General features: G+C 62.4%; 16 protein-coding genes. 8 read left to right on the top strand and 8 right to left on the bottom strand.

Annotated features, from left to right (window positions below):
* Positions 1-550 precede the first annotated feature (550 nt).
* The gene (locus JQ597_RS35020; protein WP_212269957.1) at positions 551-817 is read left to right on the top strand and encodes a hypothetical protein; all 267 of its coding nucleotides are present in this window, start codon (positions 551-553) and stop codon (positions 815-817) included.
* 45 nt (positions 818-862) lie between these two features.
* Here the strand turns inward: JQ597_RS35020 and JQ597_RS35015 are convergent, their stop codons facing one another.
* Both JQ597_RS35015 and JQ597_RS35010 read right to left on the bottom strand, forming a co-directional pair.
* Positions 863-1720: a PCC domain-containing protein gene (locus JQ597_RS35015; RefSeq protein ID WP_212269960.1), complete on the bottom strand. Its 858-nt coding sequence runs from the start codon at positions 1718-1720 to the stop codon at positions 863-865.
* Between the two features lie 35 nt (positions 1721-1755).
* Positions 1756-3396: an acyl-CoA synthetase gene (locus JQ597_RS35010; protein WP_212269956.1), complete on the bottom strand. Its 1641-nt coding sequence runs from the start codon at positions 3394-3396 to the stop codon at positions 1756-1758.
* Between the two features lie 212 nt (positions 3397-3608).
* Between JQ597_RS35010 and JQ597_RS38180 the strand changes: the two genes are divergently transcribed.
* Positions 3609-3737 carry a hypothetical protein gene (locus tag JQ597_RS38180; protein WP_283813479.1) on the top strand — a complete coding sequence of 43 codons (129 nt, stop codon included), beginning with the start codon at positions 3609-3611 and terminating at the stop codon, positions 3735-3737.
* A 112-nt stretch (positions 3738-3849) separates the two neighbouring features.
* Here JQ597_RS38180 and JQ597_RS35005 read toward each other — a convergent pair whose 3' ends face one another.
* Together JQ597_RS35005 and JQ597_RS35000 are read right to left on the bottom strand one after the other, a co-directional pair.
* Positions 3850-4254 (bottom strand): SPW repeat protein, encoded by a 405-nt coding sequence (locus tag JQ597_RS35005; protein WP_212269955.1) that lies wholly within the window; start codon positions 4252-4254, stop codon positions 3850-3852.
* Positions 4255-4398: 144 nt separating this feature from the next.
* Positions 4399-5343 carry a tetratricopeptide repeat protein gene (locus tag JQ597_RS35000; RefSeq protein WP_212269954.1) on the bottom strand — a complete coding sequence of 315 codons (945 nt, stop codon included), beginning with the start codon at positions 5341-5343 and terminating at the stop codon, positions 4399-4401.
* A gap of 98 nt (positions 5344-5441) precedes the next feature.
* Here JQ597_RS35000 and JQ597_RS34995 point away from each other — a divergent pair, with 98 nt between their 5' ends.
* Positions 5442-5711, top strand: coding sequence for a GNAT family N-acetyltransferase (locus JQ597_RS34995; RefSeq protein ID WP_212269953.1), 270 nt, complete (start codon positions 5442-5444; stop codon positions 5709-5711).
* 132 nt (positions 5712-5843) lie between these two features.
* Here the strand turns inward: JQ597_RS34995 and JQ597_RS34990 are convergent, their stop codons facing one another.
* Positions 5844-6632: a fumarylacetoacetate hydrolase family protein gene (locus JQ597_RS34990; protein ID WP_212269952.1), complete on the bottom strand. Its 789-nt coding sequence runs from the start codon at positions 6630-6632 to the stop codon at positions 5844-5846.
* Positions 6633-6819: 187 nt separating this feature from the next.
* Here JQ597_RS34990 and JQ597_RS34985 point away from each other — a divergent pair, with 187 nt between their 5' ends.
* A complete protein-coding gene (locus JQ597_RS34985; RefSeq protein WP_212269951.1) occupies positions 6820-6984 on the top strand; it encodes a DUF1127 domain-containing protein in 165 nt (54 codons plus the stop codon).
* Positions 6985-7065: 81 nt separating this feature from the next.
* Here JQ597_RS34985 and JQ597_RS34980 read toward each other — a convergent pair whose 3' ends face one another.
* On the bottom strand, positions 7066-7440 hold the full coding sequence (locus JQ597_RS34980; RefSeq protein WP_192739852.1) for a DUF3597 domain-containing protein: 375 nt from the start codon (positions 7438-7440) through the stop codon (positions 7066-7068).
* 292 nt (positions 7441-7732) lie between these two features.
* Here JQ597_RS34980 and JQ597_RS34975 point away from each other — a divergent pair, with 292 nt between their 5' ends.
* Both JQ597_RS34975 and JQ597_RS34970 read left to right on the top strand, forming a co-directional pair.
* Positions 7733-8662, top strand: a complete 930-nt coding sequence (locus tag JQ597_RS34975) for a DUF2189 domain-containing protein (protein WP_212269950.1) — start codon at positions 7733-7735, stop codon at positions 8660-8662.
* A gap of 257 nt (positions 8663-8919) precedes the next feature.
* A complete protein-coding gene (locus JQ597_RS34970; RefSeq protein ID WP_212269949.1) occupies positions 8920-9735 on the top strand; it encodes a lytic murein transglycosylase in 816 nt (271 codons plus the stop codon).
* A 57-nt stretch (positions 9736-9792) separates the two neighbouring features.
* Here the strand turns inward: JQ597_RS34970 and JQ597_RS34965 are convergent, their stop codons facing one another.
* A complete protein-coding gene (locus tag JQ597_RS34965; RefSeq protein WP_192739849.1) occupies positions 9793-10056 on the bottom strand; it encodes a hypothetical protein in 264 nt (87 codons plus the stop codon).
* Positions 10046-10381 (bottom strand): hypothetical protein, encoded by a 336-nt coding sequence (locus JQ597_RS34960; protein WP_212269948.1) that lies wholly within the window; start codon positions 10379-10381, stop codon positions 10046-10048. The genes JQ597_RS34965 and JQ597_RS34960 overlap by 11 nt, the downstream gene beginning before the upstream one ends.
* A gap of 516 nt (positions 10382-10897) precedes the next feature.
* Between JQ597_RS34960 and JQ597_RS34955 the strand changes: the two genes are divergently transcribed.
* A complete protein-coding gene (locus JQ597_RS34955) occupies positions 10898-11050 on the top strand; it encodes a DUF1127 domain-containing protein (protein WP_016846063.1) in 153 nt (50 codons plus the stop codon).
* A gap of 135 nt (positions 11051-11185) precedes the next feature.
* Positions 11186-12619, top strand: coding sequence for a methylenetetrahydrofolate--tRNA-(uracil(54)-C(5))-methyltransferase (FADH(2)-oxidizing) TrmFO (gene trmFO / locus JQ597_RS34950; RefSeq protein ID WP_212269947.1), 1434 nt, complete (start codon positions 11186-11188; stop codon positions 12617-12619).
* The last annotated feature ends 1 nt before the right edge of the window (position 12620 follow it).

Below are 12620 nucleotides of genomic sequence, written 5' to 3'. Positions count from 1 at the left end.
TCGTGTGCAGCTTTCTTTGCACTATTCGCACACGAGACCGCGGGTGCAGCGCGCATCCGGCATTCCCTGCGCCCTCTGAATTCTGAGGGCGGAAGATTTCGAGCAAGCCTCGGGCGCAATGTGCCGCGAGAATGCGAAGCTATTCCCGCGTCGTCCCGGCGAAGGCCGGGACCCATAACCCCAGGGAGTAGTTTTGCGGAAGGTCTCTGCTATCGAGCCACTATTGAGAGATCACGCAGTATGGGTCCCGGCCTTCGCCGGGACGACAACAACATATATCTGAATGATCGTCTCTGTTTGAAATGTGAATCAGAACCTCGCGCAAGAGATGCACGCCATCTGCATCTCTCACCCAGCAAAAAGGTTCAGGACAAACCCACGACGTTCGATCTCGTCCGTGATCCAACTCACACATGATGCCGATTGCTCCGTGAACCCATGGAACTTTTCCCGCCACCAACCTCCCGCAAACAGGACGCCAGCAATCCAGCGAGCGGCCGTTGTGAAAACGCCCACGCGACAATCGCGCCGGGCCAACAGAGGAAGTGTCATGAAGAAGTTCGTACTCATCGCTGCCGCTGCCGCCGCGCTCGCCGTGTCCGCAGCCTCCCCGGCCAGTGCCCTCACCATCATCAAGCCCGGCGTTGTCGGCGGTGGCCACCACCATCACCACCACGGCCACGGCTGGTGGGGTGGCGGATTGTCGATCGGCCTGATCGGCGACACCGGCTACGCCAGCGATTGCTACTACGCGCGTCGCACCGCGTTCGTCCCCGGCATCGGCTACGTCGCCAAGCGCCAGCTGGTCTGCTACTAAACGTCGTTCAGGTGGGAGGCTGGATTACCAGCCTTCCCACGCTGATCAGAGCACTTCGAGCACCAGCTCCATCGTCATCAACACCGGATTGTCGCCGCGCATCAGCCGGCCTTCGGCGATACCGCCGAGATAATCCACCAGCGCGATATCGAGCGCGGCCTCCAGCGTACCGTCGGCGGTTGACGTGATGGTGCCGGAACGGATCGCTAGCTCGGTCGCGAACGGCACGACGCATCGGCCATCGGTGAACTGCGCGCCAATCGTGCTGCCGACCCCGCCATGAATCCGGGCGTGAAAGATTCCGTGCTGCCGGCAGAAGGATTCCAGCGCGCACGCAAAATCCTGGTTCGGCCGCAACCGCAGCGCAAAGGCCCGACTCGTGGTGTCGGCATCGGTTGCCTCGCGCGGCACCGGCCCGAACAATTTGAAATTGGTCTCGCTATCCACCTCGGCGGTAAAGACAGCGCCATCGATCCCGAACGCTTCCACCGCGAACGGCTCCGCGACGATGCTCTCCTCGGGCAGGATATGACCGCCATGCAGGTCGCCATCGGTCTCGGTCCACAGGCCATGGCAGTGGAAGAACGGCGCGCCGTCGCGCTCGCCAAAAGTCATCGCCGCGAATTTGAGCTGCGTGACGCCTTCGGGCCGGAAGGTGTCGCTGTAGAACGCGGCATTGGCGCCGGTCTTGGACAGCGCCGGCATCACATAGGCCATCGGCCCGAGCGCCCCGCCCCGCATGCTCAGCACGCCGCCGGCAAATCCGGCCTCGGCAAAGCCGCGACGCACGGCTTCCAGCAGCGGCAGGCCGGCTTGCAGCGTGAACGAGAACGCGCGGCCGCGCGCCTCGACCCACTGGATGCGTTCAGGATTGGGCGGACCGGGCTGGACGATGCTTCGCATCGCCTCGGGCGCCGGCCGGTTTGCCTTCGCCGCCGTCATCGTGGCGCGTCTTGATTGGTGAGGTCGAGCAGCCCGCGCGCCTCGAGTTCGTCGCGCACCAGCCGCTTGGGAATCTTGCCGTAGCCGGACTTCGGCAACGCCTCCCAGAAAAAGAAACGCTTCGGCATCTTGTAGCGCGGCACCTTCGGCGACAGGAACGCGGCGAGCTCGGCTTCGCTCACCGCTGCGGCCCCCTCGCGCGCGACGCAGACAGCAACGCCCACCTCGCCCCAGAACGGGTCGGGCACCCCAATCACGGCGACCTCGCCGATCCCGGGATGAGTCAAAATCTTCTCCTCGACCTCGCGCGGATAGATGTTGGAGCCGCCCGAGATGTACATGTCGGAGGCGCGGCCGGTGATGTAGACAAAACCTTCCTCGTCCATATGGCCGAGATCGCCGGTGCGGAACCAGCCGTCGCGAAACGCCTTCGCGTTGGCATCGGGGTTGTCGTAATAGCCGGCGAACACGGCGGGGCCGATCACGCAGATCTCGCCGGTCTCGAAAGCTTTAAGTTCGCGCCCGTCATCGCCCTGGATCGAGACCTGCATGCCGGTGCGCTCGAAGCCGCAGGTGCCGATCCGCGCATGCGGGCTATCCTCGGGATCATGCAGATTGGCCGGCATGACCGTGATGTTGCCGGTGACTTCGCCGAGCCCGAAATACTGCACCAGCACCTTGCCCAGCTTGTTCAGCGCGGCCTTCTGGTCCTCGCGGTACATCGGCGCCCCCGCATAGATGATGAAGCGGAGCGAGGAATGGTCGTAGCGGTCGACCGCGGGATGCTCGACCATCATTTTCAAAATGGTCGGCACCGTAAAAATGTTGCTGACGCGATGCGCCTCGATCAGCCGGAACGCCTCGTTGATATCGAATTTTTCCGACGGCAGCAGGATGGTCGGCACCCCGCGCGCGGCCTGCACCAACTGGTGCACGCCGGCGCCATGCGACAACGGCGCCACCACCAGCGAGGCGTCCTGCTCGGTGGTGCCGGGCATCAGGTCGGCGAGATGGTTGGTGACCACAAAGGCCATTTGGCCGTGGGTCAGCACCGCCGCCTTGGACCGTCCCGTCGTGCCGGAGGTGAAGAAGAACCAGCAGGGGTCGTTGTAGTCGACCGCGGCATTGGCAAAACTCTCGCCCGCATGCGCCGCAATGGCGGCGCTCACCGACTTCTCGCCAAAGGCGCCCTCGCCGATCCGCCAGATGAACTCCAGCGCCGGGTTGGCGGCCGCGGCGGCATGCTCCGGGAAATCGCCGTGGCACAAAAACCCCTTGGCGCCGGAGGCGGTGGCGAGATAGGCGACCTCGTCCGGCATCAGGCGGAAATTGGTCGGCACCCAGACCACGCCGAGCCGGAACGCGGCAAACATCGACCAGAACATCTCGTCGCAATTTTTGGAATGCACCAGCAGCCGGTCGCCCTTGGCGAGGCCGCGTTCGGCAAGCGCCGCCGCCAGCGCCGAGACGGCGCGGTCGATCTCGCGCCAGGTCCAGGTCCGGTCGCCGTAGATAAAGCCGGTGCGATCGCCATGGCGGCGGGCGTTCTGGGTCACCAGATGCGCCAGATTCATCACCCGGTTCGACATCCGTGCCAGGCCGCCGCGCGGCGCGACTGTGGTTGCGGTTCCCGTCATGTCGGCACCGCCGCACTGCACAAGCCAAGCGAAATCATCATCGTCACGCTTCTCAACACTGATTTGAACGTCCCAGCCGGACGTTAGCAGAAAGCCCGGCCTCTGCCAGCGCGTCCAGGCGTCCCGGTGCTGGTTCAGGCTGCGTGCTTATAGACGCGGCTGCGGGGCTGGCTCATGGTGCCCTCAGCCAAAAACGCCGCTGGGAGATCATGATGGCCAATGAAAAAGGCCCGAACATCAAGAAGAAGCAGAAATGCAAGAATTGCGAGGGCAAGGGCCTGGTGAAGAAGGGCGACAACGTCGTGAAATGCCAGCGCTGCAAGGGGACCGGCGTGCGCTGACCTCCCGATTTCCTGAACCGGGGCCGTGGCCGATCCGGCGGGTATTGGCCGCCCCACCTCCCGAAAGACCAGCGGACCTGCCGCTCGCAGACCGGCAGGTCCGTGGCAGGATTTACTGCGGATGGTTGGCGAGTTCCTGGTCGCTCAGGCGCCAATCCTGCCACAGCTGAAGCGCGCCGAGCAGAGCCACGACTGCGCCGAGTATCGCGTGCCAGGCCGGTAGAAACGCGTCGCCGGAATAGCCGAAAATCCACGGTGAAGCGATCAGCCAGAGTCCGAGGACGATCTCCGCCACCTCCTCCCAGCGCTGCAATGCGACATATTCCAGCTGGGCGAGGCCGAATACCAGCATGCCGACCACGAACGTGTTGAGGATCATGGTGCTGCGATCGGCGGTCATGACCTCGTTGGCCGGCTGCAGGGGAAACCAGGGCGACACCACGATCAGCACGCCAAGCAGCATGCCGAACCAGTCCTCCCACGATCGATGCGTTCTGAAGAAACGAAAGTCCGACATGTAAACCTCCCATTGAAAAGAGGCATACGTCAGCGGCCGGCCATACCTGACATTTCCGATCTCGAACCACATCCGGCCGCATCGGGGCGTATGTCTTGCAAAAGACTTAGGCACACCCTTCCCGGTTGCAAGACCTCAACGGACTTATTGCGCTGCGCCAAGTAGCTGCAGGCCGTCACGGGCGGTGCGCAGGCTGGGATCGATCTCCAGGGCTTTGCGGAAATCCACGACCGCGCCGGCCTTGTCGCCCAGCCGCATCTTGGCCTGGCCGCGGTTGTTCCAGGAATAGGCGTCGGCCGGATCGTATTGCAACGCCTTGTCGTAATCGGCAATGCCGCGCTTGGTATCGCCCTGGTACAGCCGGATCATGCCGCGGTTGCGCCAGCCCCGCGCATCGGTCGGTGCGATTTTCGCCGCCGCGCCGTAATCGGCGGCGGCACGCTCCAGTTGCTCGGTATCGCGGTAGACATTGCCGCGGTTGATATAGGCCAGCACGTCCGGCTTCAGCTTGATCTGCATGCTGTAGTCGGCGATCGCACGGGCCGTGTCGCGCTTGCGATGATGGAGATAGCCGCGATTGCCATAGGCGATGGCGAGCGACGGGTTGTGTTTGATGGCGGCGTCGAAGTCGGTCAGCGCGCGATCGAGGTCGCCTTTGCCGAACCAGGCGTCGCCGCGGTTGTTGTAGGCCAAGGCGAAGGTCGGATCGATGCGGAGCGCCGCGTCATAGTCTGCCATGGCGTGATCGAGATCGCGCTTGAAGGCATAGACCCGTCCGCGATTGGAATAGGCACAGGCATAGTCCGGATCGAGCTTGATCGCCTCATTGAGATCGGCCATGGCGGCGTCGAGCTCACGCTTCTCGGTAAAGCCATGGCCGCGGTTGCAATAGGCGCCGGCGAGCCTCTTGCCGGTCTCGGTCTTGCCATCGATCACGACGCTGCAGGCCGTCACCCTCTCATTCGGCGCGGTCGTCGTGCCGGTGCAGGCCTGCCAGTTCCGGTCGCCTTCGGCGGATGCGGCAGGCGGTTGCGCGAACGTCAGGGATGCGCCCAGCAGCGAAACGGTCAGGCAGGTCAAAATTCGCATGTTGTCACCCCGGCAAGCGATTTTCCCGTTGGTCGCTCGTTTGCATCACAGGGTTCACATGCCTAGATGATTGAGGTGAACCGCATGGGAACCCCTCGATGGCCGTCCGCGACAACAAAGCCCAAAACCGCTTCGAACTCGATGTTGAGGGTGCGGTAGCGTTTGCGAATTATCGGCTGACCCCGTCGGCTGTTATCATCACCCATACCGAAACGCCGAGGGCGCTGCGCGGCCGCGGCATTGCCTCCGAACTGGTCAAGGGTGCGCTGGAATTGATCCGCGCCGACGGCCACAAGGTGATCGCCGGCTGCGGTTTTGTTGTCGACTATCTGCACAAGAATCCGCAGTTCGCCGATTTGACGGGGTAATCCCTTGTCGTCCCGGCGAACGCCAGGACCCATAACCACCGGCCGGCCTTATCGCGAAAGGTATCAACCACAACCTATCAAAATCGAGAAGCTGCGGCGTATGGGTCCCGGCCTTCGCCGGGACGACAACATCTACACAATCTTGATCGACATATCCGGCAGCCCTTCGAGCTTGCACAGCAGCACATCACCCTTCACGACTGGACCGACATTTTCCGGCGTGCCGGAATAGATGATGTCGCCAGCCTTCAGCTCGAAGGCATCAGACAATTTGGCGATCTGCTCGGCGACACTCCAGATCATGTTCTGCAGGTTGGAGTTCTGCTTGACGGTGCCGTTCAGCGCCAGCGAGATTGCGCCCTTGGTGAAATGGCCGGTCTTGGCGGCGGGGTGGATCGGGCCGAGCACCGCAGAATGGTCAAAGCTCTTGCCGATCTCCCAGGGCTTCTTCTCGTCGCCCAACGCGCGCTGCAGATCGCGCCGGGTCATGTCGAGCCCGAGCGCATAGCCATAGACGTGATCGAGCGCCTTCTCCGCCGGGATGTTGGTGCCGCCCGACTTGAGCGCCGCCACCAGTTCGACCTCGTAGTGATAGTTCTTGGTCAGCGAGGGATAGGGATGATCGGCGACACTGCCGACCGCGACGTTCTGGATTGCATCCGTCGGCTTCTGGAAAAAAAACGGCGGTTCGCGGGTCGGGTCGGACCCCATTTCGCGCGCATGCGCGGCGTAGTTGCGCCCGATGCAGTAGATGCGGCGGACCTGGTACACGTCGGTCTCGCCGACGATCGGAATGGTCGTCGCCGGTACCGGAAACATCGACTTCGGGCCGGCCTGCGCAGCGGCGGGAACGCTTGCCGCCGCCCCCGCCAATGCGAGCGCTCCCGTCGTTAGAATGGTCCTGCGGTCGAGGCTGTTCATGATGGTCTCCTTGGTTCGCGTTTCTTGGGTCCGCGTTTCCTGTTCAAACGCCGTCTTTACAGCGTTTTCGCACAAATTGCATGGCACCTGCGCTTTGCTGCATTGCAGTGAACCGCGTCGCCGCAGCTTGCGACCAACGGCCATCAGCACCGCAAAGGTGCCTCTCACATCCCGATAGGAAAAGACCATGTTGATCTCTCTGATTGCCGCCATCAGGCGATACGCCCGCTACCGCTCCGAACTCACAAGCATCAGCCGGCTTGACGAGCGTATGCTCCGCGACATCGGCATCAGCCGCGCCGACCTTGCTAACTCCGCCCCGCGCTACACCGGGCGCCGGCCGTATCCCTGAACGATCGTTCTCGCGCGCATCCCAAAAGAAAGAAGGCCCGCGTCACCGCGGGCCTTTTGCCTGTTGATCAGAACGAAAGCGTCAGTGAATTTCCGGCGGCAGCTTGCCGCCATTTGCGGCTAACTTGGTCATCACCTGCTTGTGCAGCCAGATGTTCATGCTCGCCGAATCATTGCTGTCGCCGGTATAGCCGAGTTCCTTGGCGAGTTCCTTGCGCGCCGTGAAGCTCGAATCGATGTCGAGCGCCTTCATCAGATCGACGATCGAGGTGCGCCACGCCAGCTTCTCGCCCTTGTCAGCCACGGCCTTGTCCAGGATCGGAGCAACATCGATCGTTGCCGCCGGTGCTGCGGATCCGCCGGCGGCAGCTCCGCCTGCAGCCGCTCCGCCGGAAGCTGGCGCCGCGTCTGCCTTCGTACCGAAAATCGCGCCCATGATTTTTCCGAAAATGCTCATCGTTGGCTCCCAGTGGAATTGAATAGGTATGTCGCTAGCGGCACTGTTTGACCGGCAGCACCAGGCCGGGCTCGCCTTGTAGTTTAGCCAGCGAATTGTGGCTTGCCAATGAAACATTCACCGAAGCGTGAGTGCTATTGTCCCGGTTTGGGGGTACGCTGCTGGCTCAGTTCGCGGCATGGCCTGTTATTCTTCCCTGTCTTCGCGTCTGGCCTGATCGTGATCATGTTTGGAAACGGCACGTTTGCGCCCTCCAGCGAGCGCAAAATGCGGCCGCCAAAGGGAGACGACCATGGCGACTCCAATTCAAGGCACCTCATATCAAGGCAATGTCACATCTCTGACGCAGAGCGGACAGGAAACCGCGAAAGCGCCAGTGATCCGAACCATCGGCCTTTCCGATTTGCACCGGGCCTTGCAGCTCGGCTGGGAGGATTTCAAGGCCGTTCCAAGTCACGCCATTGTCCTGTGCGTGATCTATCCCGTGCTCGGATTGGTGCTGGCGCGCACGGTGCTCGGTTACTCGGTGTTGCCGCTGTTGTTTCCGCTGGCCGCAGGCTTCGCCCTGCTCGGCCCCTTCGCTGCACTGGGCCTGTATGAGATGAGCCGCCGTCGTGAGACTGGCGCACAGGCGTCTGCGTGGGATGCGCTCCAGGTGCTGCGCTCGCCCTCGTTCGGCGCCATGCTCGGGCTCGGCGTCCTCCTGCTGGCATTGTTTGTGACCTGGGTAGCCACCGCGCAGGCGATCTACATCGCGGCGTTCGGTTATGAAGGCGCGACCGGCATGCGGGATTTCGCGACGCGCGTGCTGACGACGCCGCAAGGCTGGTGGCTGATCGTGGTCGGCTGTGGCGTCGGCTTCCTGTTCGCCATCGTTGCGCTCTGCATCAGCGTCGTATCGTTCCCGTTGATGCTCGATCGTCACGCCGGCGCCGGCGACGCGATGGTGACGTCCCTGCGCGCGGTCGCACGAAATCCCGTGCCGATGGCGGTCTGGGGTTTGATCGTGGCGGTGCTGCTGGTTGCAGGAACGCTGCCGTTCTTCCTTGGCCTTGCCGTCGTCATTCCACTGCTTGGCCACGCCACCTGGCATCTCTACCGGGAAACCATTGAACCGGAACTCAATCCTCAGCCGCTTCCGCCCCGCGCGCCGCGCGAGCGCAAGCCCGCGGCGGACTTCCCGGCCAATCTGTTTCCCTGGCGGCGCAAGGAAGGCGCATAGGCCTTAAACCGCCGGTCGGTTGTCGACCGGCGGTTTGGCGTCCATTCATGCAAGCATCGCGCAAGACCAACCTAGGCCGCCCCACGGCCTCGGCCTTCGGGTTCAGAATTGCCTATGAATTGAGCGCCTGTGCCGATGACACGTTTGTGTCAGCGCCGGCGAAATGGCGGCCTTGTTTTGGCCGCTGTTGCTCCGAACATTCGGTGTGGTTTCGAGACTAATGTCGATCATGAATCGACTTTGGAGCGAACGACACTATGACCTCTCGCGTTTCTGTTCGGACTTTGGCGCTGGCTGCACTCCTCCTGACTTCGGCAAGCCCATCGATTGCAGCATCCTGTGGCACCGGCACGTTTGAGGGCTGGCTCGAAGACTTCAAGAAGGAAGCCGCGGCGAAAGGAATTTCGCCGGCGGCCATTCAAACCGGACTGACCGGTGTGGCGCTCGACAAGGCCGTCATTACGCGGGACCATTCGCAGAAGGTTTTCAGCCAGAGCTTTGAGGAATTTTCCGGCCGCATGGTCCCGCCCCGGCTCGCGCGCGGCGCCAACATGCTCAAGCAATATGGATCGGTGCTCGGGCGCATCGAACAGGCCTATGGCGTGCCCGGCGAAGTGCTGGTGGCAATCTGGGGCCTGGAGACCGATTACGGCGTCAACATCGGAAAATTCCCGACGCTGCGCTCGCTGGCGACGCTGGCCTATGATTGCCGTCGCACCGACTTGTTCAAGGCCGAGTTGATGGACGCGCTCCGCATCGTCGAGCGCGGCGATATCTCACCACAGGATATGCGCGGCGCCTGGGCCGGTGAAATCGGCCAGACCCAGTTCATGCCGTCGTCCTACATCAAGTATGCGGTCGATTTCGACGGCAATGGCCGCCGTGATCTGCTGCGCAGTGCGCCCGATGTGCTGGCCTCGACGGCGAACTACCTCAAGAGCTATGGCTGGCAGCGCGGCAAGGACTGGGAGCCCGGCAGCGCGAATTTTGCCGTGATCCAGCAGTGGAATAAGAGCGAGGTCTATTCCAAGACCATCGGCTATTTCGCGACGCAGCTTGCGCGCGCGCCCTGAAGGATCGGGAAATCGGAGGGCCAGGCACCGAGGCAACAGGCCCTCCGCCGGATACGTCTACTTCGCCGTACCTATGTGCATCGCCTTGCTCAGATGCGCGCCGCAGACGCCCATCTTGCCGCTCAGCATGGCGTCCTGAGCCAGGGCGATTTCCTTCTGCGCGACAATCTTGCCCTCGCCGTCCGCCATCGCTTCGATGGCGGTCTCGGTCTTTTCGAGGTTGGGACCGCTGCAGCCGGCGTTCACCTTGGCGGCGTTTGCGGGAGCGATGGCGTAGGCAATGGCAGCCATTGCGGCTGCTGCGATTAATTTATTGAGCATGTTGTTTTCCGTTTTCTGTTTTTGACAGCACCAGCGTCATTGCCGGAATCTGCGCGATGATTGTTTTCCGGTTGCAGAAAATTTCGGAATAACGTTCGCGCGAGGTGCTGAGCGCAGCATGCAAGGCGCTTATGCGAAACGACGCTTTTTCATTACGGCTGCGTAATTCATTACAGCCGCGTAACGACGCGGCGCAGCATGCGCGTTGATCGATCCAGCGCTGCAGTGAGCGTTCGTTCTCGCCACGGTGCGTGCAACACCCGGTGACGATGACCAACGCATCTTGGCGCGGTGTCGCATTCACATCGCGATCGGTTGTTCGCACCGTCTTCGTCTAGCGCCAGGAGAGCTGTCGTCACCCGCGATCGGCGCAAAGTTCGCCAGCCGAAGCACGACACCGGCAGCGACCCTGCCTTGGGCCGTCGCGGTACGCGTGGTGCGGTCCGCAGGCAATATAGTGATTTTTAATTCATTTCTATACTGCGGAGTGCATGCGAATCACGCATGCAGAAATTCCTTACGCAGAGAGACGGGTTCGACGAGTTTCAAGTCCGTTTGCGGCGATTTCAGACCACGGAACCAAGCAGTGATGGTTGTGTCGTGATTGCGTCAACGCCGCGATCTTACAGGATAATTCGTATCAATTGACTGGCCAGACACCCCTTCGGCCACTTGATGAGGCAGCCCTGCCGAAAGGTTAATCGGATCTTACCTTAGCCATGCGCTTTTGGATTAGCTGCACCGCAACATCGGAACTTCTGCACTGCAAAATACCAGCTATATTCATTTCAACGATGAGGCTTCCCTCCAAGAGCTGAATCGTAATTTCAAGGAGACTACCATGTTACTCTCGCTCATCCGCATGATCCAGGCGTTCCGGGACTATCAGCGCAATGTCAGCGAACTGTCCCAGCTTAGCGATCGCGAACTGGCCGATATTGGCCTTGATCGTTCGGACATTCCGCGCGTTGCAGCCGGGACCTACAACGGCTGATCCTTTGTCAGCCGCCTGACGAACGGATAACGCCCGCCTCGCTGCGGGCGTTGTCGTATCTGAGTCTGGATTCCTGTTTTGAAAACGCCATTGCCGCAGGTGCACTTGGCGAGAAAACGCGCTAACCCTGCGCGCATGACCGCAGCCAAGAATCCAACTAACACCGTCCATGTGATCGGCGGTGGCCTCGCCGGCTCGGAAGCCGCATGGCAGATCGCCAATGCCGGCATCCCCGTGGTCCTGCACGAGATGCGCCCGGTGCGAATGACCGAGGCCCACCAGACCGAAGGGCTTGCCGAGCTCGTCTGCTCCAATTCATTCCGCTCCGACGATGCCGCCAACAATGCGGTGGGCCTGCTGCACGCCGAAATGCGGCGGCTGGGCTCGCTGATCATGCGATCAGCGGACGCCAACCAGGTGCCCGCCGGCGGCGCGCTGGCGGTTGATCGCGACGGATTTTCGGCCGCCGTCACCCGTGCCCTGCACGATCATCCCCTGATCGAGATCGACCGCACGGAAATCGCCGGACTGCCGCCGGCCGACTGGGGCAATGTGATCGTCGCGACCGGCCCCCTCACCTCGGCGCCGCTGGCGGACGCGATTCGCGAGCTCACCGACGAGAACGCGCTGGCGTTCTTCGACGCCATCGCGCCGATCGTGCACAAGGATTCCATCGACATGTCGATGGCCTGGTTCCAGTCGCGCTACGACAAGGTCGGGCCCGGCGGCACCGGCGCCGATTACATCAACTGCCCGATGACCAAGGAGCAGTACGACGCGTTCGTCGCTGATCTGTTGGCCGGCGAGAAGGTCGACTTCAAGGACTGGGAGACCAACACCCCCTATTTCGACGGCTGCCTGCCGGTCGAAGTGATGGCCGAACGCGGCCACGAGACGCTGCGCCACGGGCCGATGAAGCCGGTCGGCCTCACCAATCCGCATAACCCGACGGTGAAGGCCTACGCCATCGTGCAGCTGCGCCAGGACAACAAGCTCGGCACGCTCTACAACATCGTCGGCTTCCAGACCAAGCTGAAGCACGGCGCGCAGCAGCGCGTTTTCCGCACCATTCCCGGGCTCGAGGGGGCCGAATTCGCCCGCCTCGGCGGGCTGCATCGCAACACCTTCCTGAACTCGCCAAAACTTCTGGACGGCCAATTGCGGCTGCGCGCGCAGCCGCGGCTGCGTTTCGCAGGCCAGATGACCGGCTGCGAAGGCTATGTGGAATCCGCCAGCATCGGCCTGATCGCCGGGCTCTATGCCGCGGCGGATGCGCGCGCGCAGTCGCTGGCGCCGCCGCCGGCAACGACAGCGCTGGGATCCCTGCTTGGCCACATCACCGGCGGTCACATCGAGACGGTCGACGCAGGTCCGCGTTCGTTCCAGCCGATGAACATCAATTTCGGCCTGTTCCCGCCGCTTGCCAGTCCGCCGACCAAGAAGCCGGACGGCACACGGCTGCGCGGCAACGAGAAGACGGTCGCCAAGAAGCAGGCGATGAGCGCGCGGGCGCTGGCCGATCTCGACCGCTGGATCGCCGATCACCTGCGCGTCGCAGCGGCGGCGTAGG

This window comes from Bradyrhizobium sp. AUGA SZCCT0177, assembly GCF_018130125.1.
GTDB lineage: Bacteria > Pseudomonadota > Alphaproteobacteria > Rhizobiales > Xanthobacteraceae > Bradyrhizobium.
Note: the sequence above shows the minus strand (reverse complement) of the source record. Positions and strands in the feature narration are given on the sequence as shown.